Below are 21,690 nucleotides of genomic sequence, written 5' to 3'. Positions count from 1 at the left end.
TGCAGAATGCGTCAGGCCGAAGCCTTGTCGATATACTTGACAGCGTCGCCAACGGTCAGAATGGTCTCGGCTGCGTCGTCGGGAATCTCGACGCCGAATTCTTCTTCGAACGCCATGACGAGTTCAACCGTGTCGAGGCTGTCAGCGCCCAGATCATCGATGAAGCTCGCCTGCTCCGTCACTTTGTCGGCATCGACGCCAAGGTGCTCGATGACGATCTTCTTGACGCGCTCTGCGGTGTCACTCATTTGGGCATCCTCGTCTTTTGTTTGTCTGTCTTCGTTAGCGGGCAGAATGCCGCTAATCAAGTTGAAAGATGGTCCTGCCGGAAACGCAACGGCTACGGACCGGTTTTTGCCCGAACCGCCGGGTTGCGGGCCGCATTACACGAAAAATGGGCAAGGTCCAAGCCGAAATGGTCTGTTTTCACAGCGTGCTGGCCTTGCCTGTCATTGCCCCAAAACCGCTGCGCGCTTCTGGATGGCATTCGTCAGATCATCGCCATGCCGCCATTCACGTGAATGGTCTGGCCGGTGACGTAAGCGGCTTCGTTGGAAGCGAGATAGACCACAGCGGAGGCCACTTCGGCGCTGGTGCCCATACGGCGCGTCGGGATCGCCGCCATGATCGCTTCCTTCTGCTTGTCGTTGAGCTTGTCGGTCATCGCCGATTCGATGAAGCCCGGAGCGACGCAGTTGACGGTGATGTTGCGGGTGGCGATCTCCTGCGCCAGCGATTTGGAGAAGCCGATCATGCCGGCCTTGGAGGCACAGTAATTGGTCTGACCGGGATTGCCGGTGACGCCGACGACAGAAGTGATGTTGATGATGCGGCCGTGGCGGCGGCGCATCATCGGGTGGGTGAGTTCGCGGGTAAGCCTGAACACGGCCGTCAGGTTGACTTCGAGCACCGTGTCCCAGTCGGCGTCCGACATGCGCACGAACAGCCCATCCTTGGTGATGCCGGCATTGTTGACCAGGATATCGACGCCTTCGAGATCGGCTTCCGCTTTCTGGCCAAGCGCCTTGACCTCGTCGCGGTTGGACAGGTTGGCCGGAAACAGCTTGACCCGGTCACCGAGTTCGGCGGCCAGCGCCTCCAGCCTCTCGACGCGCGTGCCGTGCAGGCCGACGATGGCGCCTTGTGCGTGAAGCACCCTGGCGATCGCCTCGCCGATCCCCCCCGAAGCACCGGTGACGAGCGCCTTGCGGCCGGTCAATTCGAACATTTTTGTCTCCAGGTTGAGAAGAGCACAGCCTCTATAGGGATGGGATCAAATGGCGCTTTATGCAAGCGCGGCCAATGCTGCCTCGACTTCAGCCGCCGAACCGACCGATGCGGTGGCGATGTCGCGGTTGATACGCCGCGCCAGGCCCGAAAGCACCTTGCCGGCACCAATTTCGTAGAGCGTGGCGACACCGTTGGCGCCAAGCCAATCCACCGTCTCGCGCCAGCGAACGCGACCGGTCACCTGCTCGACCAGGCGCCGCGCGATCTCGTCCGGATCGCTCGACGGTGTCACCGACACATTGGAGACGACAGGAACCAAAGGTGCATTCTTCGTCACTCCGGCCAGCGCGTCTCGCATGATCTCTGCCGCCGGCGCCATCAGCGCCGAATGGAAGGGAGCCGAGACCTGCAGCATCAGCGCCCGCTTGGCTCCCTTTTCGGTGCAAAGTTTCGCCGCCAGTTCGACCGCCGCCTTGGCACCGGAAATCACCAACTGGCCGCCGCCATTGTCATTGGCGATCTGGCAGACCTTGCCGGACCCTTGCGCGGCCTCGGTGCAGGCGGCTTCGACATCGGCCTGCTCCAGCCCAATGATCGCCGCCATGGCGCCCTCGCCGGCTGGAACTGCCGCCTGCATGGCATTGCCGCGGATACGCAGCAGCCGGGCGGCATCGGCGACGGAAACGAAGCCGGCGGCGGCAAGCGCCGAATATTCGCCCAGCGAATGGCCGGCGACATAGGCGACCTTGTCTTTCAACGAGAAACCGCGCGATTCCAGTGCCCTGATCGCAGCCAGCGATACCGCCATCAAAGCCGGCTGCGCGTTGGCCGTCAGCGTCAAGGTCTCCTCCGGACCTTCCCAGATCAGCTTCGACAGGTTTTCGCCAAGCGCGTCATCGACCTCCTGGAATATCCTGCGCGCCTCGGGAAAGGCATCAGCGATATCCTTGCCCATGCCGACAGCCTGGCTGCCTTGTCCCGGAAAGGTGAATGCAACGGCCATGCGAGGGCTCCCGAAGACTTGTTCTGCTTGCCTGATAACACGTATTTTCCTTGCCTGTGACGCAAGGCAGCCGGTCAAGTCAAGCCCGCTTCAAACAAGCCTCAGGTCGGAACCTTCTGCCGAGTGCCTGTTCCAAAAGGGCTTTTCGCGATCACTCCTGATGAAAACTGCTCACGATTCGTTTGCTGGCTCTTCTTATTTCCGATACAGGCGCTAGCTTGGCGTGACAGTTTCATGACAGTCGAGTGACGCGTTTGTCGCTGGGTGGGGAAGCTAAGGTGGCCAAGAATTCGAAACGCGCCGGCGAGGCCGCGCCGCAGTTCCTGGAAGACGATCCGTCCACCGGTTATTTGCCGGGCCGGAGATGGCCGGTCGTCCGTTACGGATTGGTCAGCCTGCTGATCTCCGCCGTCCTGGTGTTCGCCATCGAGCTGATCGTGCGTGGCGATGTTGCCGGCACTGTTTCCTTCTTTCTTCAACCGCTCAAGCCGGGCTGGACGACCATCGTCGTGTTCGCCCTGATCCTGATCGGCCTCGACGCCTTGCTCGGCCGCAGTCACCAGAGCCTGATGATTGTCGCACCGTTGACCCTGGGGCTGGCCTTTGTGGGTCATCAGAAATCGCACTATCTTGGCGATCCGCTCTATCCGACAGATTTCCTCTACGCTCGCCAGATTTTCGCCCTGCTGCCGCTCCTGGTGCGCGAACGGCCGATGACCGCGCTGGCCATGGTCGTGGGCATCGTCGTCGGACTGTCGCTGCTCGTCCACGGTTGGCGGCTGTGGCACCGCAAGGTTCCGGCCCTCAGCCGCAAAGGCCGCCTTGCGCGGCTGACGCTGGCAGTGCCTCTGCTCGCCTTCTTCGTCTCGATCATGGACTACGCCACCTTCTCGTGGACCCGGGACCGGCTGCAGATCATCCCGATCATGTGGGACCAGAAGGAAAACTATGCCTCCAACGGCTTTGCGCTCGCCTTCGCGCTTAACGTGCCGATGGCCCATGTCTCGGCCCCCTCAGGCTATTCCGACAAGGCAATCGCGGCGATCGACCGGCCGCGGACGACAGCATCGGTGCCCGATGACAAGCCCGACATCATCGTCGTCATGAGCGAATCCTTCTGGGACCCAACCAAGCTGCCTGGCGTCGCCATCACGCCGGATCCCACTCCCACAGTGCGGGGATTGCGTTCGGGTTCGATGTTCTCGCCTGAATTCGGCGGCATGACCGCCAACATCGAATTCGAGGCGCTGACCGGCTTTTCCAATGCTTTCCTGCCGGCCGGCAGTATCCCCTACCAGCAATATGTGCGCACGCCGACGCCTTCGATGGCGACCTTCCTGAAGAGTGAAGGCTACAGGGCGCGTGCCATCCATCCAGGCACCAACTGGTTCTGGAACCGTGGCGCGGTGTATGCCGATTTCGGTTTCAACGATTTCAAGTCGGAAGAGACGTTGCCGCCCATGGAAAAGCGCGGACCGCTGGCATCGGATGCGGCAATGACGGATGAGATCATCCGCGAAGCCGACGCCAGCGACGATCCGGTGTTCTTCTTCGCCGTCAGCCTGCAGAACCACGGCCCCTATGAGCCGAACCGCTATAACAACCCGACCCACTCGGTACAGGCGCCGATCAGCCAGTGGGCGCGCGATTCGCTGCTGAGCTATGCGGAGGGTTCGGCCGATGCGGACCGCGGCCTTGACCGACTGATCGAATGGGCCAAGAAGCGCGAGCGGCCAACGATCATCGCCTTTTTCGGCGACCATCTGCCGCCGTTGGGGCCGGTCTATGTCGAGACCGGGTTCCTCAAGGACAACGTCGCGCCACGCAAGGAGCCGACGCCGGAAGCGGCCCTTGAACATCACGAGACACCGCTGGTCGTCTGGTCGAACCGCTCCGGTCCAATCAAGGACCTCGGCACGGTGAGCCCGGCATTCCTGCCCTATCATATCCTGACGGCCGCGGGCATCACCCATCCCTACTACACCGGTTTCCTGGGCGAGATGCGGGAGCGCTACCGCGTGGTCGACCGCAACCTGCTGCTGACACCGACTGGCCAAGCCACGCCCGATTGGTCGCGTCAGAAGGAGATCGACCCGGCGATCCGCGATTTCCAGCTGATCCAGTACGATATGATGTTCGGCAAGCGCCACGCGGCGCCGGATTTCTTCCCCGAGACGGTCAACAAGGTCGTCGCCCATACGAGCTGAGCCGGCGCCATCGTTCAGCAACGAGATCGAGCGTTCAATTGGTCAGTTGCAGCTTCGAGAACTTGCTGGCGATCTGCTCGAAAACGTTTGGCAGTTTGTTCGGATCATTGACTGCGTAGTAGTCGCTGGGATCCGAGGCGCAGGCACTGTAAAGCGTGCGGTTGGCCGCGGTGTCGGACTGCAGCACCATGGTGTAGATCTCTGCGCCCTGATTTTTCAACTGCGTGCAGACGCTCTTGGTCCATCCGTCCACATTGCGCGCGGCGGTCGTCTGATTGTCCGATCCAAGCCGACCGGCAGTTCCATAGCCTGAACCCGCGAGATAACCATAAGAGGTATAGTCCGACTTGGTCGTCTCTTTGCTGGCGCCATAAACCACGTTCTCACCGTCGGTGAGCAGCATGACGATTTTGCTTACCCCAGGCGTCTTCCACGGCGTTCCCTCAGTGTATGGCGCCGACGGCGACAACACCCGCTGGCCCCAAGCGAGGCCCTCGGCAACATTGGTGCCCGACCCGGCCCAGGCAAGCATCTTGGCGGCCTCCTTGCGGAGCTTCGTAAAATCTTCCGTCAACGGAACGACCGGCGAGGGACAGGACCGGTTTGGCCCCACCGTCAATTGCAAGGCATTCGGATCGGTGGTGGCAGCGGTGGCGATGGCGGTGTTCTGCGGTGCGACATACTTGGCGATTGTTTCGAGATCCTTCTTCGACGGGCTGGCGTCGCTTCCAAGCAAGCCGCTCAGATCTATTCCAAGAATGTTCAATCCCCCATTCTGAGCAAGCTTGGTCTGGTCGGGGACGTCGTCGACAAAAGAGTTGTTGTAGTAATTGGCGTCGTTTGAATAGCTGCCGGAAGGCTTCGTGCCGTTCCCTGGACTGTCCGGCGCGAAGTACGGCACGAACAGAGTGTCGGGGTAAGACGGGTCAGGCGACGTATCGGAAATGTTAAAGGAGCCGGGCCGCGCCTCGACGCAGCCTTTCCAACCCGTGTCGATCCCTTTGTCATCCTTCCATCCGGTCAACCTGGCGGCCGAGGCCGGGTCTTTCATCAATTGTCTGAACAGCGCCATATGATTGGGACGCTTGCCATTGATGACGGGAAAATTGATCCCATTGGTGGATGATTTGCCGTCCATGTCGATCCAGGATGGGTCGAAGCCGTCGCCATTGACATTGACGGCCGTGACGAACGGAACCAGTGCCGCGCGGACCTTGCGTGTTGGTGATTGTGCCGTTTCCAGATATCTGAGCAGATTGTCCGTCGCTGTCTTCAGGGCAGCAATTTTGGCGCCGGCCATCGAGCCGGTATTGTCCAGCACCAGCACAACCTCGAGCTGGTTGTTCGATTCGACGGCCGAGGCATCGACCACGATGTGCTTGTTCCGGCCAAACAGGAAAGCGAAGTTCAGATTGACGTCCGCCGAGGCGACAGCCTTTGTCTTGATGAAATTGACGCCTCTGTCGACGGTCAGCGTCGCCTGTGCGTTGGTGAGTTCGTCATGTCCGGCAATATTGGCCTGGAAGTAACGGTCGAAGGCGTCGGTCCGGGTAATGTCCAGATCGCCCAGATGCGAGGACGCAAGATTTGCCGCGTCGAGCGCATTCTGCAGGTTGCTTTTTGCCCGCATGATGGTGGACACGTCGACCGCGAAGGCCACGGCTGACAAGATGGCCGGCAGGCCCAGGGCGAGCAATAGCGTGAAATTGCCGCTCGTGGAGCGCCAGAACCTGTTGAGAAGCATTCTTACCCCCGGAAATGCTTGCCGCTTGTTATGCGGGTTGTCCGAGTTTTTGCCCCTTCCATGATGAACCGACCGTTGACGGAGAGGCTCAACCCTGCACAACCTGACATTGTGGTTAAGGGCTGGTTGCTGGAAAATCGCCGGGCCATACCGACGCCGCCGCTTGGTTTTCCAGCGCCCTGCGACATCGGGGATGCCGCTTGCCCTTGCTTTATCAGTGGATTGCTGTATAGACGCCGCCAATCTGCCGGTCCCAGCTGGGGGCTGAACGGAGGGGCGGAGGTTTTATCAAAAGCCTTCGTGTGAAGCCAGAAGCGCTTCCGCCTCCCGTGTCTCCGCTCTCGACCGTCTCGTCATGCTCCTTTCTTCCCCGCGCCTTGTTGGGCTCCACGGGTCAGAGAAGTTGCAGAGGCTTTTGCCGCCGGGAACCGGGAGAGAAACGAAGAAAGGCACGAAAGACATAATGGCTCTTTACGAACATGTGTTTCTTGCCCGGCAAGACCTCTCGCAGCAGCAGGTCGATGCGCTTGTCGAACAGTACAAGGGCGTCATCGCAGCGAATGGCGGGTCTGTCGGCCGGGTCGAGAACTGGGGACTGAAGTCCCTCACCTACCGGGTCAACAAGAACCGGAAGGCCTACTACACACTCATGGATTTGAACTGCCCGCCGGCCGCGCTCAACGAGATGGAGCGCCAGATGGGTCTGTCCGAGGACGTCCTGCGTTTCCTGACCATCAAGGTCGAGGCGCATGAGGAAGGTCCCTCGGCCATGATGCAGAAGCGCGAAGAGCGCTCCGAGCGCGGCAGCTTCGGCGACCGCGACCGTGGCGATCGTGGCCCACGTTCGTTCGGCGACCGCGATCGCGGCGACCGTGGCGATCGTCCGCCGCGCAGCTTCGGTGATGCCGGTGGCGAGCGTGGTCCGCGCCGTCCGCGCGAAGGCTTTGAAGGGGGTGCAGAATAATGGTCGACATCAATCAGATCCCGACCCGGCGCCCGTTCCACCGTCGCCGCAAGACCTGCCCGTTCTCCGGTGCCAACGCGCCCAAGATCGACTACAAGGACGTGCGTCTCCTGCAGCGCTACATCTCCGAGCGCGGCAAGATCGTGCCGTCGCGCATCACCGCCGTCAGCCAGAAGAAGCAGCGCGAGCTCGCCAAGGCGATCAAGCGCGCCCGTTTCCTTGGCCTGCTGCCCTACGTGGTCCGTTAAATACGATCCAAGCGGGCGGTTTTACCGCCCGCTTTTCCTGCCGATCGCGACGGGCGCGACCGGTTCCGAACCAAAAATCCCGAGTTGGATTTCGAAAGATATCCTAACTGCCTGAACAGGCAGGACAGCGACACCGGCGCCACGTCGTGCCCAGAGCTTCCTGACCTGTTCCACAGACATTCGGCGTCGATCCCGGGGATTGGCGTCCAACCAAAGGAACAAAACCATGGAAGTCATTCTTCTCGAACGCGTTTCCCGCCTCGGCCAGATGGGCGATACCGTCAAGGTCAAGGACGGCTTTGCCCGTAATTTCCTGTTGCCGCAGGGCAAGGCGCTGCGCGCCAACGAAGCCAACAAGAAGAAGTTCGAAGGCCAGCGCGCCCAGCTCGAAGCCCGCAATCTCGAGCGCAAGTCGGAAGCCAGCCAGGTTGCTGAAAAGCTCGACGGCAAGAGCTTCATCGCGGTCCGTTCGGCTGGCGAGACCGGTCAGCTCTACGGTTCGGTGTCGACGCGCGACATCGCCGATCTGCTGACGGCGGAAGGCTTCACGGTCAACCGCAACCAGATCCAACTCAACCAGCCGATCAAGACAATCGGTCTCACCAATGTGGCGATCGCGCTGCATCCGGAAGTCGAAGTCACGATCACGCTCAACATCGCCCGCACGGCCGACGAGGCCGAGCGCCAAGCCAAGGGCGAGACGCTGACCACCGCCGAAGCCATCTATGGCGACGACATCAACGACAATGCGCGACCGGAAAACTTCTTCGATCCGAACGCCGAGTTCGAAGGCGGCGAAGACAACGCCTGACGGGACAGTCTGGGCGCCGGACCGGCACTCAGACCACCCTGCCGCTTTCCAGTCAATTCTGGACTAATGCCCGGGCCTCTCGCCCGGGCATTTTTGTGCCAAAAGGAACTTTTCGAAACCCTACATATTGATGCAGAATAGGACAGCCTGTCTGACCGTGAGGGGACATCTGACCATGAACATTCTGTTGAAGCGCATTCTCGACCGCCTGGTGCGCTCGGGCAATCTCAAGGTAACCGGGCCCAAAGGCGCGACGTTCACCTTCGGCGACGGCAGCGGCGAGCCGGTGCACATGCACATCAAGACCAGGCATGCCGAACGCGCCATCACTTTCGATCCGATGCTGGCGGTGCCTGAATCCTACATGGACGGCGAGCTCGACATTCTCGAGGGCGGTGTACTTGGATTGATGCGCATTGCCTTCCAGAACATGGGCAGCGGCGGCATCGACGCGACCTGGTCGAAAGCCATCGAGGGCCTGCGCCACGCCTTTCGCCGGCTGCAGCAGATCAACACCACCTCGCGCTCGCGCCGCAACGTGCAGCGCCACTACGATCTTTCGGGCGAGCTCTATCGGCTCTTCCTCGACGAGGACATGCAGTATTCCTGCGCCTATTTCGAGCAGCCGGACATGACGCTGGACGAGGCCCAGGCGGCCAAGAAGCGCCATATCGCCGCAAAGCTCAGGCTGAAGGCCGGCCAGACCGTGCTCGACATCGGCTCCGGCTGGGGCGGGCTCGGCCTCTATCTCGCCAAGGCGTTCGACGTCGACGTGCAGGGCGTGACGCTGTCGACGGAACAGCATGGCGTCGCCACCGACCGTGCGCACGCGCAAGGCCTGGAAAACCACGTCCATTTCGAGCTGAAGGATTATCGCGAGCTCAACGAACGCTTCGACCGCATCGTTTCGGTCGGCATGTTCGAGCATGTCGGCGTCAACCACTTCCGGACCTTCTTCGACAAGGCGGCAACCTTGCTGAAGCCCGATGGCGTGATGCTTCTGCACACGATTGGCCGCTCCGGCGTGCCATGGGCGACCAGCGCCTTCATCCGCAAGTATATTTTCCCGGGCGGCTACATACCGGCAATGTCGGAAGTGCTCCCGGCGATCGAGAGGTCCGGCCTCGTGGTCACGGACGTCGAGATCCTGCGGCTCCACTATGCCGATACGCTGAAGCACTGGGGCGAGCGCTTCGCCGCCAACCGCGACAAGGCCAGGGCGATCTATGACGAACGCTTCTGCCGCATGTGGGAATTTTATCTCGCCGCCTCGGAAGCCGCGTTCCGCTGGCAGGACCTGGTCATTTTCCAGTTCCAGATCGCCAAGAAGAACGACACGCTGCCGATGACCCGCGACTACATGGCCAAATGCGAAAAGGCGCTGGAAATGCGTGACATGGGCCACCGCGAGGCGGCTCCTGTCGAAAAGCCCGCCAAGCCCGCCCGTCGCCGCAAGGTGGCGGAGTAGGCACGCCGTTCGCCATTGGCGCTTGCCATTCCCGGCCCATGCCCTGAAAAAGGCCTCGTGATCGTCGCGAGGCCTTTTCATGACCTATCTCATCTATGCCGCCGCAGCACTGGCCGAGATCGCCGGCTGCTTTTCGGTATGGGCCTGGTGGCGGCTGGAAAGGTCGCCGCTGTGGCTGGCGCCAGGCTTCGCCTCGCTGCTTCTGTTTGCCTGGCTTCTGGCGCTGGTCGACACCAATGCCGCGGGCCGCGCCTATGCCGCTTATGGCGGAATCTATATCATTGCCTCGTTGGCCTGGCTGTGGCTGGTGGAAGACGTACGGCCCGACCGCTGGGATTTTGCCGGTGCCGCGCTTTGCATCGTCGGAGCTTCGGTTATCCTGCTCGCACCGCGAGGGGCATAGCGTGGAATTGCCAGCATCTCTTCGACAAGCTGTCGATCGTATCCTGGAAAGGGTTCCGCTGCCGGAGCTGAAACAGGCGGCGAAAACCCTGTCGGACCGCTACCGGGCCGAACTTCGCGACGACCGTCTGCACATGGCTCAGGACATGGCGGTCAAGGCTTATCTGGCGGCGCGGCTGCCGGCGACTTATGCCGCGGTCCGCGCCAGCCTTGGCGCTTTGAATGAGGCCCGGCCGGATTTCATGCCGAAAACCTTGCTCGATGTTGGCGCTGGCCCTGGTACGGTGCTTTGGGCCACCAGCGATCTCTGGCCTGATCTCGAACAGGCCGTGCTGTTGGAAGCAAGTGCCGCGGTGCGCAAGGTCGGCGAGATGCTCGCCGCCGATGCGATTGCCGCCCGAACCGTCTGGCAGGCCGGTGACGTCACGGTCGACCTTGGTGACGTTGAGTCGGCAGACCTCGTCACATGCGCCTATGTGCTGGACGAGATCGTGCCGGCATCCCTGCCCAAAATGGTCGACCGGCTATGGCAGCTCACGAAAGACACATTGCTGATCGTCGAACCGGGCACGCCGGCGGGCTGGCAGCGAATTCTGACAGTGCGCACGCAATTGATCGCGGACGGCGCGCATCTGCTGGCGCCTTGTCCGCACCAGGCACCCTGCCCGCTCAGCCCGCCCGACTGGTGCCACTTTTCCCGCCGCGTCGCCCGCTCGCGCCTGCACCGGCTGGCCAAGGACGCCGAGGTGCCGTGGGAAGACGAGAAATTCATTTTTGTCGCCGCGTCGCGTCAGCCGGTCGCCTATCGAGTGGCGCGTGTGATTGCGCCGCCGAAATCCGGCTCCGGCAAGGTGTCGCTGAAACTTTGCGAGCCGGACGGAGGCGCGGGCGAAAAGCTGTTTACGAAGCGGGATGGGGACGTGTTCAGGCTGGCCAGGCGCCTGGACTGGGGCGATGCCATGGAACCCGGCACCACTTAAGTGGCCGATTGTTCTTGCTTCGTTCCATGGCCTCGCATAAGAATCGAAGCCCGCCGAGTCAACCGGAATCGGGGCACAGGAACACTGTCCTGTGGACGGTTTGCCGTCCCTGTGAACAAACGGGGCATCGGGGCCGTTTGGTCGTACGGTGATGCAGAAAGGTCAGCATGGTTTCGCCTCGTTCTGATATCGAAAGGCCGGGATCGAAATCGGGGGTATCATGGCAGAGGCAGCGCGAAAATTCGGCGTGGCGGAGCAACCGCTTTATCGCGAGGCGCCGAACAACATTGAGGCGGAGCAGGCGCTGCTCGGCGCGATTCTCGTCAATAACGATGCCTTCTACCGTGTCTCCGACTTCCTGAAACCGAGCCATTTCTACGAGCCCCTGCATCGCAGGATCTTTGAAGTCGCGGCTGAGCTCATCCGCATGGGCAAGGTGGCGACGCCGATCACCTTGAAGACCTTTCTGCCGGCCGACGAGAAAGTCGGTGACATGACGGTGGCGCAATATGTCGTGCGGCTGGCGGTGGAAGCCGTCACCGTCGTCAACGCCACCGACTACGGCCGCGCCATCTATGATCTGGCGACGCGCCGCGCGCTGATCACCGTCGGCGAGGACATGGTCAACATCGCGTATGACGCGCCGGTCGACATGTCGCCTTCCGAGCAGATCGAGGACGCCGAACGGCGCCTGTTCGAACTGGCCGAAACCGGACGCTATGATGGCGGTTTCGAGAGCTTCACCGACGCGGTCAAGACCGCCGTCGACATGGCGAACGCCGCCTATATGCGCGACGGCGGTCTCTCGGGCCTAGCCACCGGCATGCGCGACCTCGACCGCCGCATGGGCGGCCTGCAACCCTCCGACCTGATCGTCCTTGCCGGCCGTCCGGGCATGGGCAAGACGTCGCTCGCCACCAACATCGCCTTCAATGTCGCCGAGGCCTATGTGCCGGCACAACAGGCCGACGGCTCGTTTAAGGCGGCCAATGGCGGCGTCGTCGGGTTCTTCTCGCTCGAAATGTCGTCCGAACAGCTCGCAACCCGTATCATTTCCGAACAGACGGAAATCTCTTCGTCGAAGATCCGCCGCGGCGAAATCAGTGAAATGGACTTCGAAAAGCTGGTCGCCTGTTCGCAGACCATGCAGAAGATTCCCCTTTTCATCGACCAGACCGGCGGCATCTCGATCGCGCAATTGTCTGCCCGCGCGCGCCGCCTGAAGCGCCAGCGCGGCCTCGACCTCATCGTCATCGACTATATCCAGCTGATGCAAGGGTCCAGCGCCAAGGCATCGCAGAACCGCGTCCAGGAAATCACCGAGATCACCACGGGCCTGAAGGCGTTGGCAAAAGAGCTGACCGTGCCGATCATCGCGCTCTCACAGCTGTCGCGTCAGGTCGAAAGCCGCGACGACAAGCGCCCGCAGCTCTCGGACTTGCGCGAATCCGGTTCGATCGAGCAGGACGCCGACGTCGTGATCTTCGTGTACCGCGAAGAATACTATCTCAAGAACCGCGAGCCGAAGCTTGGCACCGAGGAATACGTCAAGTGGGAAAACGACATGAACGAGATGCGCGGCAAGGCCGAGGTCATCGTCGCCAAGCAGCGCCACGGGCCGACGGGCACGGTCACGCTGGCCTTCCACGGTGAATTCACACGCTTCTCCGACCTCGCCGAGGAGCATCATATTGCGGAGAGGTTCGAGTAGCTTCTTGAGAAAGGTCTCATTCCTTCGCGCCCCCCTCTGTCCTGCCGGACATCTCCCCCTCAAGGGGGGAGATCGGCAATTTCGATTCTGTCGCTCATCTTGCAACGATGACGATGAGCGAAAGCCGTCGCGACATCCAATCTCCCCCCTCGAGGGGAAGATTGCCGGCAGGCCAGAGGGGAGCGCTGTCCCGCCAAGCTATCCAGCGATGTTCGAATCGGACCGCGCCTGATGGCCAAATCCCGCGTTCAATTCATCTGCCAGAATTGCGGATCGGTGCATCAGCGCTGGGCCGGCAAATGCGATGCCTGCGGCGAGTGGAACACGCTGGTCGAGGAAGGCACGTCCGGCGGTATCGGCTCGGGGCCGGCCAACACACGCAATGCCCGCAAGGGCCGCGCGGTGGTGCTGACGACGCTTTCCGGCGATATAGAGGATGCGCCGCGCATCGTCTCGGGCATTGGCGAACTCGACCGCGCCACCGGTGGCGGTTTCGTGCGCGGCTCGGCGCTGCTGGTCGGCGGTGATCCCGGCATCGGCAAGTCGACGCTGCTCACCCAGGCTGCCGCCGCTCTTGCCTCGAGAGGCCACCGCATCGTCTATGTCTCGGGCGAAGAAGCCGTCGCGCAGATCAGGCTACGCGCGCAGCGCCTCGGCGTCGCGTCCATGCCGGTCGAGCTGGCGGCCGAAACCAATGTCGAGGATATCCTCGCCACCATCGCCGACGGCAAGCGGCCGGACCTAGTCATTCTCGATTCGATCCAGACGCTTTGGACCGATCTTGCCGATTCGGCGCCAGGCACCGTTACGCAGGTGCGTGCCGCCGCCCAGGCGATGATCCGTTACGCCAAATCCACGGGTGCGGCGATCGTTCTCGTCGGCCATGTCACCAAGGAAGGCCAGATCGCGGGCCCGCGCGTGGTCGAGCACATGGTCGACGGCGTGCTCTATTTCGAGGGCGAAGGCGGCCACCACTACCGCATCCTGCGCACGGTGAAGAACCGCTTCGGGCCGACCGACGAGATCGGCGTCTTCGAAATGTCGGACAAGGGCTTGCGCGAAGTCTCCAACCCATCGGAGCTGTTCCTTGGCGAGCGGCATGCGAAATCGCCCGGTGCGGCCGTTTTCGCCGGCATGGAGGGCACAAGGCCCGTTCTGGTCGAGATCCAGGCGCTGGTCGCGCCGTCCTCGCTCGGCACGCCGCGCCGGGCGGTGGTCGGCTGGGACGGGGCGCGGCTGTCGATGGTGCTGGCGGTGCTGGAGGCTCATTGCGGCGTTCGCTTCGGCCAGCACGACGTCTATCTCAATGTCGCCGGCGGCTACCGCATCAGCGAGCCGGCGGCCGATCTCGCGGTCGCCGCAGCACTGGTTTCCTCGCTCACCGGTCTTGCCCTTCCCGCCGATTGCGTCTATTTCGGCGAAATCAGCCTATCGGGCGCGGTGAGGCCGGTTGCGCATGCGCAACAGCGTCTCAAGGAAGCCGAAAAGCTGGGTTTTGGTAGCGCGGTTCTGCCCTTGGGCAGCGAGGAACTTGCTGGAGGGATCGGGGCCGGCGCTTTCCAGCCCACCGAGCTTACCGACCTCGTGGCGCGCATAGCCGGCTCGCGGCGCAGCCGCGCCGACGATGAAGAGTGACACGGCTCGTCGAGCCGTGAAAAAGAGATCGGAGTGGGGCGAAAGACATGCCGATTACGCTGCTTGACGGAATTCTCGTCGGCTTCACCCTGGTCTCGGCGATGCTCGCCATGGTTCGCGGCTTCTCGCGCGAGGTCCTGTCGGTCGTCTCGTGGGCGGCGGCAGCGGCGGCGGCTTTCTTCTTCTACAAACCGGTCCTGCCCTATCTGAAGCCCTACATCGAAAATGAGAAGATCGCGATGGCGGCCTCCGCCGGCGTCGTCTTCATCATCGCGCTGATCGTCGTCTCGGTCATCACCATGAAGCTCGCCGACTGGATCATCGATTCCCGGATCGGCGCGCTCGACCGGACACTTGGCTTCCTCTATGGCGCCGCGCGCGGCATCCTGGTGGTGGCGGTGGCACTTTTGTTCTTCAACTGGCTGGCCGGCGCCAAAGCTCCAGCCTGGGTCACGGATGCCAAATCGCGGCCCTTGCTGGAATCGATAGGCGCCAAGATCGAGAACCTGCTGCCAGCCGACACCGAAAACGCAATCCTCAAGAAGTTCAGCCCGAAAGCAGGCGCCGAGACCCCGGCTGCGCCCGATGCACCGGCGGCGGATGCGCCAGCGGCGGATGCGCCGACAACAGGTGACGATGCCAATGCGCCGGCTCCTGACGACAATGACGCCGGCCCGGCGGACAATACGGCCAAGCCGGCGCCGGCAGCGCCGGCGAACTGACGCCCCAAACGGGGCGCCAGAACGCGCGACCATGTGAAGGGCTGCAGGCAGTGCGTTGCTTTCGACGCGCGAGCGCCTTATATGGCGATTTTAGCGGAGCTTAAGATGGCAGACGCAGACGACGTGCTTTCCGCCGAGGCCGACGACCATTTCCATGACGAATGCGGCGTGTTCGGCATTTTTGGTCGGCAAGACGCGGCGGCCATCGTCACGCTAGGCCTGCACGCGCTGCAGCATCGCGGCCAGGAGGCGGCCGGTATCGTTTCCTATGACGGCACGCAGTTCCATGTCGAACGCCATGTTGGCCTGATCGGCGACACATTCACCAAACAACGGGTCATCGACAGCCTGCAGGGCAACCGGGCCATTGGTCACACACGCTACGCCACGACCGGCGGCGCCGGCATGCGCAACATTCAGCCCTTCTTCGCCGAACTCGCCGATGGCGGCTTTGCCGTCGCCCATAACGGCAATTTGACCAATGCCATGACAGTGCAGCGCGCATTGCAGAAGCAAGGCGCGATCTTCTCTTCCACTTCCGACACTGAGACGCTCCTGCATCTGGTGGCGACCAGCAAGGAACGGGATCTCAACTCGCGCTTCATCGATGCGGTACGGCAGGTCGAGGGCGCTTTTTCGCTGGTGGCGATGACAGCCAAGAAGATGATCGGCTGCCGCGATCCACTCGGTATCCGCCCGTTGGTGCTGGGCGATCTCGACGGCGCCTGGATTCTTGCCTCCGAAACCTGCGCTCTCGACATTATCGGCGCGCGTTTCGTGCGCGACCTGAAACCCGGCGAGATGGTCGTCATCACCTCCAAGGGCATTGAAAGCCTGTTTCCGTTCGAGCCGCAGAAGACCCGCTTCTGCATCTTCGAATATGTCTATTTCGCCCGGCCGGACTCTTCGGTCGAGGGCCGCAACGTTTACGAGGTGCGCAAGCGCATCGGTGCCGAACTGGCGCAGGAAAACCCTGTCGAGGCCGACATTGTCGTGCCGGTGCCGGATTCCGGCACACCGGCGGCAATCGGCTTCAGCCAGGCGGCGGGCATACCCTTCGAACTCGGCATCATCCGCAATCATTATGTCGGCCGCACCTTCATCCAGCCCGGCGATTCGATCCGCCACATGGGCGTCAAGCTGAAGCATAATGCCAACCGCCGCATGATCGAGGGCAAGCGCGTGGTTCTGGTCGACGATTCGATCGTGCGCGGCACCACCAGCCAGAAGATCGTGCAGATGGTTCGTGACGCCGGCGCCAAGGAGGTGCATATGCGCATCGCCTCGCCGCCGACCAGCGCCTCCTGCTTCTACGGCGTCGACACGCCGGAGAAGTCGAAGCTTCTGGCTTCGCGCATGTCCGTGCAGGAAATGGCTGAATTCATCCGCGTCGATTCACTCGGCTTCCTGTCGATCGACGGCCTCTACCGCGCCGTCGGCGAGGCCGGCCGCGACAGTGAGCAGCCGCAATTCTGCGATGCCTGCTTCACCGGCCAGTATCCGACCCGCCTGCTCGACTTCGAAGGCCACGACAATGTGCGCACCCTGTCACTGCTGGCGACGAGCGGGTCGTAGGATTGCCGGACCATCATCAGCCCAGCCAGACTTCCGGAATCCATCGCATGACCCTCGACCTTACCGGCCGCGTCGCGGTCGTCACCGGCGCCTCGCGCGGCATAGGCTATTTCATCGCCAGGGAACTGGCGGCCGCCGGTGCCCATGTGATTGCGGTTGCGCGCACCGTTGGCGGACTGGAAGAGCTCGACGATCAGATCAAGGCAGGCGGCGGCCAGGCAACGCTGGTGCCGCTCGACCTCGCCGACATGGCCGGCATCGACCGGCTGGGCGGCGCCATCCACGAGCGCTGGGGCAAGCTCGACATCCTCGTCGCCAATGCCGGCGTGCTCGGCGTCATCTCGCCGATCGGCCATGTCGAGGCCAAGACCTTCGAAAAAGTGATAACCATCAACGTGACCTCGACCTGGCGGCTGATCCGCTCGGTCGACCCTCTGCTGCGGCTCTCGGATGCCGGCAGGGCCATCATTCTTTCTTCCAATACCGCGCATTCGGCGCGCGCCTTCTGGGCGCCTTACGCAGCGTCGAAGGCGGCGGTCGAAACCATGATGCGCTCCTGGGCGCATGAGACGCAAAGCCTGCCGTTGCGAGTCAACGCCGCCGATCCAGGCGCCACCCGCACCGCGATGCGAGCCCAGGCCGTCCCCGGTGAGGATCCGGAGACGCTGCCGCATCCTTCAGAGATCGCCAAGCGCATCGTGCCGCTGGCCAGCCCCGACTTGAAGGAAACCGGGCTGATCTTCCAAGCCAAGCACAACCGCTTCGTCGCTTATAAGCAGCCGGAATAACCAAGGGCTGCAAGACGCTGGTTTCAGAAATCCGCCGGATCATCACGCGGCTGTGATTTAAGGTGGAAAGGCCGCGCCGCGGTCATGCTTTCGTCATTTCCGCGGAGTTGGTAGAATCGTAGCGACTCCCACAACAAGCGCCCGAGCTGGGCAGAACAAGGAAATTCCCATGGCTTCGACCGCAGCGTTGGTCTGGTATCTGGTAATCGCCGGCCCGCAGGGTGGCATGGTGGTGCTGCCCAGCACCTTCGACAAGCGTGAACAATGCACCGCCGCCATCACCGAATATCAGAAGCAGCCGACACCGACCGGCTGGTCTATCCAATGCGTGCCGAGTGCCTCGCCCTTCACCGACGAGGGCGATGCCGAACAGCCGTCAGCCCAGTAAAGCTTAATCTCCCCCTTGAGGTGGAGACGGCCGGCAGGCAGAGGAGGTCGCCGCGCATGAAGCGCCGGCCTCCTTTATTCATCAGGAAGTCGCGTCCGGTCGAACCGACCCCCTCTGGCCGCTTCGCGGCCATCTCCCCCCGCAAGGGCATAAGCGCTAAGATAGGGTATTGCGGCGCGGAATCGGTTGTGATTCTACGCTGGGGATGACACACGAATCGCTTGTTGATGACGGCTGGGCCGAGACGATTGAGCTTCTCGGCGGCGAAGAGTTGATCGCAGGAAGTGCGCGCGAGACGAAGGCGTTCCTGCGACCGCGCGGCATCAGGTCGGCGAGCGATCTGTTGCGCCTGACACTGGCTTACTGCCTTGGCAAGGTGGGCATGCGGGGCATCGTGGCCTGGGCGGCGGCGAGCGGGATCGCCGACATCTCGGACGTGGCGTTGCTCGGCCGGTTGCGCAATGCAGGGCCGTGGCTGCAGCATTTGATCGGGCATCTTTTGAAGCGCGAGGAGGCAGGTTTGGCCAAAGGCCGGCTGATCCGCATCCTCGATGCGACGGCGGTTGCCAAGGCCGGTGTGCATGAGAAGAAGAACAATGGCCTTTGGCGTATGCACTGCGCCTTCGAGCTTGAGCGCGAGCAGTTCGATTTCATCGAGATCACCGACCAGAGCGAGGCCGAGCTGATCGACCGCGTGCCGGTGATAGCGGGCGAGATCCGCATCGGCGACCGCGCCTATCTGCAGGCCGACCGGATCGCAAAGGTCATGGCGCAAGGCGGCGACGTTTGTCGTGCGCGCGCGCGTGGAAGAATGTGCGATGGCTCGACGCCAACGGCGAGGCGTTCGATCTCATCGGCCACCTGGAGAGCTGCCGCGAGGAGGTCTTCGAAATGCCTGTCCGGCTGGGCCTCAAAAAGGGTGAGCCTGTGAAGATGCGCCTGATCGCCTTGCGCAAATCCGAAGCCGCGGCGCAAGAAGCGCGGCGCAAAATCAACAAGGAAGCCAAGGCCAAGGGCAATCAGGTTCGACCGGAGACGCTGATTGCTGCTGGCTTCGTGATCCTTGTGACCTCGCTTGGCCAGGAGGAGTTCCCCGCCGGCACGGTTCTCAAGCTCTATCGTATGCGCTGGCGTATCGAGCTCGCCTTCAAGCGCCTGAAGAGCTTGATCGGGCTGCGCGCGCCCCCCGCCAAAGACCCAAGGATCGCAAAGCCCTGGATTCTTGCCCACTTCCTCATCGCGCTTGTGACCGAACCCCTCTCGCAGGAGTTTGGTGTCTCTCCCCCTTGAGCGACGGGCGCCCCGCTACTGTGGCGCGCCACCCGCCAGATCGTCGCCTCCCTGATCGCAGCGATTTTTACACAACCGCCCTTGGCAATCCTGCGCCAGAATCTCCATGCCTTGCGATATCGTTGGCGCGAGCCACCACGAAAACGTAAGTTTCAAGCCATGCCAAAGCTATCTTAGCGCATATGCCCTCGAGGGGGGTTCATCAGCGCTGGGCCGTCACCATCAGTTCCGGCTTCTGATTGATGGTTTGGAACACCACGCAATAGCGCTCGGTCAGTTTCAGCAGTGAGTCGATACGCTCCTGCGTTTCATTCGTGTCGAGATTGAAATTGAGCCGGATGGCACGAAAACCGACCGGTGCGTCCTTGGCGACACCGAGCGTGCCGCGAAAATCAAGATCCCCTTCGGCTTCCACCGTGGCGGTGCCGAGCTTGAACTCGAGCGCCGTCGCCACCGCCTTCAGCGTTACCCCGGCGCAGGCCACCAGGGCTTCGAGCAGCATGTCGCCGGAGCAGAGCTCAAGCCCTGAGCCTCCCGTTGCCGGATGCAGGCCGGCGATTGCCAGCGCCCTGCCCGTCTCCACCTTGCAGGCGATCGACTGGTCGTCGAGGCTGCCCCGGGCCTTCAGCGTGATCAACGCACGCGAAGCATCGTCGCGGTAGACCTCCTTGAGCGGTGCCTGCATGGCCTTGAGTGCGGTGGCGTCCATTTTCCATTCCTTTCGGGGTCTTTTCGCGTTGATAGCATTGTCTTGCGAGGCATGTGCAAATCCTGGGACATGCTGGCGAAGGAACGCGGCGGTAATTGTGCCGAACCACTGACTCGACGTTTCCTTTGACTTCGACCGCCCCAGACATACCTATGCGGCAGTCGTTCTCGCGGAGGCACCATGCCGCTCAAACTGAAACTGGTCCCTCTCATCGTTTTGATGCTTGCCGCCTTTGCGCAGCCCGTGCTTGCCGAGACCACCGAGCGGCCGGTACCCACAGGCGGGGTGCTGTCGCTGCTGCCGCAGCCGCAGACTACCAATCATTCGATCACGCTAGCCGGACGCAAGCTCGACTATCAGGCAAAGGCCGGCACGCTGTCGCTGCGTTCCGGCAAGGGCGACGTCACGGCGGAGATGTTCTATGTCGCCTATGTGCTGCAGCCGCCGGCGAGCCCGGTGAAGGAGCCAAGACGCCCCATCACTTTCGTGTTCAATGGCGGCCCGGGAGCAGCTTCCGCTTATCTGCATATCGGCGCGCTCGGCCCGCGCATAATCGCAACCGGCGCCGGTGGCGAATTCCTGCCCCCGCCGCAAAAGCTGATCGACAATCCGGACAGTTGGCTCGACATGACCGACCTCGTCTTCGTCGATCCGGTCGGAACCGGCTACAGCCGTGAAGCACCGGGCCAGGACACGCATGATTTCTGGGGTGTCAATCAGGATGCCAGTTCGATGGGCGCTTTCATCCGGCTGTATCTCGCGCAGAACGGCCGCACGGGATCGCCGCTGTTCCTCGCCGGGGAAAGTTATGGCGGGTTCCGGGCGGCACTGCTGGCACGGACCCTGCAGGAAGACATCGGTGTCGGCCCGAGCGGCATCGTGCTGATCTCGCCGGCGCTGGAATTCATGCTGGTGCTACCCGACCAGTTCGAGCCGCTGCATTGGGCGCTCGAACTGCCTTCGCTGGCGGCGGCACGGCTGAGTGCCGACGGCGTTGCCGGCGAGGCGCTGCGGGCCAAGCTCGCCGAGATCGAGCGATATGCATTGGGCGACTATCTCACCGCGATTGCGAGCGGACTGGAGGAAGGCGGGCGAGTTGCGAGCAAGCGTGTGGCGGAAATCACCGGGCTGCCGCTCGATGTCGTGCAGCGGAATTTTGCGCGCATCCCGACCGACCTGTTCGCAAGGGAGTTTGCCCGCGCCAGAGGTAAAGTGCTCAGTCCCTATGACGCCATGATCGGCACGGCCGACATCGCGCCCGAGAATGCTCGCATTGCTGGCCCCGATCCGGTGCTCGACCGCAGCGTGCCGGCGCTGACTTCGGCTTTCGTCGGCTATGTCCGCGACGAGCTGAATTTCCGCACCGACGTCAGCTATCGGCTGCTCAACGGGGAGATCACCCGCAGTTGGGATTACGGCACCTCGCGGCAGGGTTATGCCGGTGTGATGACCGATCTGCAGCGAGCGCGGGCGCTCAACCCATCGCTGGGCGTCGTGATCGTCAACGGCTATACCGACCTGGTCACACCCTATCTGGCCTCACGCTATCTGGTAAGCCAGCTGCCCTCACTTGCCGATACCAAGCCCATTCGCCTCGATGTTGTCGAAGGTGGGCACATGATGTACTTGCGCCCGGACGGCCGGCGGGCGCTGAAGGATGCGGCCTCGGAACTCTATCAAGCCACGCAGTGAGCGCGTTGGCGCTGCCCCAACGCATGCCTGGCGCTGGAATAGCGCCGCGCAGGCTTTCGCCCGTATAGCTGATGGCAGCGGAGCCGACGGGGCAGGAACCGCCATCACGCAAGCAGTCCGACG

The 21,690-nt window shown here is 62.4% G+C and carries 21 protein-coding genes; 16 read left to right on the top strand and 5 right to left on the bottom strand.

The window, feature by feature from the left end; translation table 11 throughout:
- Positions 1 to 11: 11 nt before the first annotated feature.
- The 3 genes from FJW03_RS04950 to fabD all read right to left on the bottom strand — a co-directional run bounded on the left by FJW03_RS04950 (position 12) and on the right by fabD (position 2,233).
- Positions 12 to 248, bottom strand: coding sequence for an acyl carrier protein (locus FJW03_RS04950; RefSeq protein WP_006203723.1), 237 nt, complete (start codon positions 246 to 248; stop codon positions 12 to 14).
- 242 nt (positions 249 to 490) lie between these two features.
- Positions 491 to 1,228 carry a 3-oxoacyl-[acyl-carrier-protein] reductase gene (gene fabG, locus FJW03_RS04945; protein ID WP_140696360.1) on the bottom strand — a complete coding sequence of 246 codons (738 nt, stop codon included), beginning with the start codon at positions 1,226 to 1,228 and terminating at the stop codon, positions 491 to 493.
- A gap of 57 nt (positions 1,229 to 1,285) precedes the next feature.
- Entirely contained in the window at positions 1,286 to 2,233 is a 948-nt protein-coding gene (gene fabD / locus FJW03_RS04940) for an ACP S-malonyltransferase (RefSeq protein WP_140765540.1), read from the bottom strand.
- A gap of 254 nt (positions 2,234 to 2,487) precedes the next feature.
- On the opposite strand from fabD, the gene FJW03_RS04935 reads away from it, so the two are divergent.
- The gene (locus FJW03_RS04935) at positions 2,488 to 4,440 is read left to right on the top strand and encodes an LTA synthase family protein (RefSeq protein WP_140765655.1); all 1,953 of its coding nucleotides are present in this window, start codon (positions 2,488 to 2,490) and stop codon (positions 4,438 to 4,440) included.
- A gap of 34 nt (positions 4,441 to 4,474) precedes the next feature.
- Here the strand turns inward: FJW03_RS04935 and FJW03_RS04930 are convergent, their stop codons facing one another.
- A complete protein-coding gene (locus FJW03_RS04930; protein ID WP_226890585.1) occupies positions 4,475 to 6,427 on the bottom strand; it encodes a pilus assembly protein in 1,953 nt (650 codons plus the stop codon).
- Positions 6,428 to 6,647: 220 nt separating this feature from the next.
- Between FJW03_RS04930 and rpsF the strand changes: the two genes are divergently transcribed.
- The 14 genes from rpsF (at position 6,648) to FJW03_RS04860 (ending at position 19,166) form a co-directional block, all read left to right on the top strand.
- Complete coding sequence (gene rpsF / locus FJW03_RS04925) at positions 6,648 to 7,148, top strand: 30S ribosomal protein S6 (RefSeq protein WP_140610839.1); 501 nt, start codon at positions 6,648 to 6,650, stop codon at positions 7,146 to 7,148.
- Positions 7,148 to 7,396, top strand: coding sequence for a 30S ribosomal protein S18 (rpsR, locus tag FJW03_RS04920; RefSeq protein WP_006203718.1), 249 nt, complete (start codon positions 7,148 to 7,150; stop codon positions 7,394 to 7,396). Before rpsF ends, rpsR begins: the two co-directional genes overlap by 1 nt.
- A gap of 226 nt (positions 7,397 to 7,622) precedes the next feature.
- Positions 7,623 to 8,207 (top strand): 50S ribosomal protein L9, encoded by a 585-nt coding sequence (gene rplI, locus FJW03_RS04915; RefSeq protein ID WP_140765538.1) that lies wholly within the window; start codon positions 7,623 to 7,625, stop codon positions 8,205 to 8,207.
- Positions 8,208 to 8,382: 175 nt separating this feature from the next.
- Entirely contained in the window at positions 8,383 to 9,675 is a 1,293-nt protein-coding gene (locus FJW03_RS04910; RefSeq protein ID WP_140765536.1) for an SAM-dependent methyltransferase, read from the top strand.
- A gap of 79 nt (positions 9,676 to 9,754) precedes the next feature.
- Positions 9,755 to 10,078, top strand: a complete 324-nt coding sequence (locus FJW03_RS04905; protein ID WP_140765534.1) for a YnfA family protein — start codon at positions 9,755 to 9,757, stop codon at positions 10,076 to 10,078.
- Between the two features lies 1 nt (position 10,079).
- Positions 10,080 to 11,057, top strand: coding sequence for a small ribosomal subunit Rsm22 family protein (locus FJW03_RS04900; RefSeq protein WP_140765532.1), 978 nt, complete (start codon positions 10,080 to 10,082; stop codon positions 11,055 to 11,057).
- 220 nt (positions 11,058 to 11,277) lie between these two features.
- Positions 11,278 to 12,768, top strand: a complete 1,491-nt coding sequence (locus FJW03_RS04895) for a replicative DNA helicase (RefSeq protein ID WP_140765530.1) — start codon at positions 11,278 to 11,280, stop codon at positions 12,766 to 12,768.
- A gap of 231 nt (positions 12,769 to 12,999) precedes the next feature.
- Positions 13,000 to 14,403 (top strand): DNA repair protein RadA, encoded by a 1,404-nt coding sequence (radA, locus tag FJW03_RS04890; RefSeq protein WP_140765528.1) that lies wholly within the window; start codon positions 13,000 to 13,002, stop codon positions 14,401 to 14,403.
- 47 nt (positions 14,404 to 14,450) lie between these two features.
- Positions 14,451 to 15,125, top strand: coding sequence for a CvpA family protein (locus FJW03_RS04885; RefSeq protein ID WP_140765526.1), 675 nt, complete (start codon positions 14,451 to 14,453; stop codon positions 15,123 to 15,125).
- Between the two features lie 105 nt (positions 15,126 to 15,230).
- The gene (gene purF / locus FJW03_RS04880; RefSeq protein ID WP_140610846.1) at positions 15,231 to 16,700 is read left to right on the top strand and encodes an amidophosphoribosyltransferase; all 1,470 of its coding nucleotides are present in this window, start codon (positions 15,231 to 15,233) and stop codon (positions 16,698 to 16,700) included.
- A 47-nt stretch (positions 16,701 to 16,747) separates the two neighbouring features.
- Complete coding sequence (locus tag FJW03_RS04875; RefSeq protein ID WP_140765524.1) at positions 16,748 to 17,488, top strand: SDR family NAD(P)-dependent oxidoreductase; 741 nt, start codon at positions 16,748 to 16,750, stop codon at positions 17,486 to 17,488.
- Between the two features lie 169 nt (positions 17,489 to 17,657).
- Positions 17,658 to 17,876 (top strand): hypothetical protein, encoded by a 219-nt coding sequence (locus FJW03_RS04870; RefSeq protein WP_140610848.1) that lies wholly within the window; start codon positions 17,658 to 17,660, stop codon positions 17,874 to 17,876.
- Between the two features lie 205 nt (positions 17,877 to 18,081).
- Positions 18,082 to 18,807 carry a hypothetical protein gene (locus tag FJW03_RS04865; RefSeq protein ID WP_226890584.1) on the top strand — a complete coding sequence of 242 codons (726 nt, stop codon included), beginning with the start codon at positions 18,082 to 18,084 and terminating at the stop codon, positions 18,805 to 18,807.
- Positions 18,768 to 19,166, top strand: coding sequence for a transposase (locus FJW03_RS04860; RefSeq protein ID WP_226890583.1), 399 nt, complete (start codon positions 18,768 to 18,770; stop codon positions 19,164 to 19,166). The genes FJW03_RS04865 and FJW03_RS04860 overlap by 40 nt, the downstream gene beginning before the upstream one ends.
- 202 nt (positions 19,167 to 19,368) lie before the next feature.
- Here FJW03_RS04860 and FJW03_RS04855 read toward each other — a convergent pair whose 3' ends face one another.
- On the bottom strand, positions 19,369 to 19,875 hold the full coding sequence (locus FJW03_RS04855) for an OsmC family protein (protein WP_140610849.1): 507 nt from the start codon (positions 19,873 to 19,875) through the stop codon (positions 19,369 to 19,371).
- A gap of 180 nt (positions 19,876 to 20,055) precedes the next feature.
- Between FJW03_RS04855 and FJW03_RS04850 the strand changes: the two genes are divergently transcribed.
- Positions 20,056 to 21,567 carry a S10 family peptidase gene (locus FJW03_RS04850; protein ID WP_140767498.1) on the top strand — a complete coding sequence of 504 codons (1,512 nt, stop codon included), beginning with the start codon at positions 20,056 to 20,058 and terminating at the stop codon, positions 21,565 to 21,567.
- The last annotated feature ends 123 nt before the right edge of the window (positions 21,568 to 21,690 follow it).

This window comes from Mesorhizobium sp. B4-1-4, from assembly GCF_006439395.2.
GTDB lineage: Bacteria > Pseudomonadota > Alphaproteobacteria > Rhizobiales > Rhizobiaceae > Mesorhizobium.
Note: the sequence above shows the minus strand (reverse complement) of the source record. Positions and strands in the feature narration are given on the sequence as shown.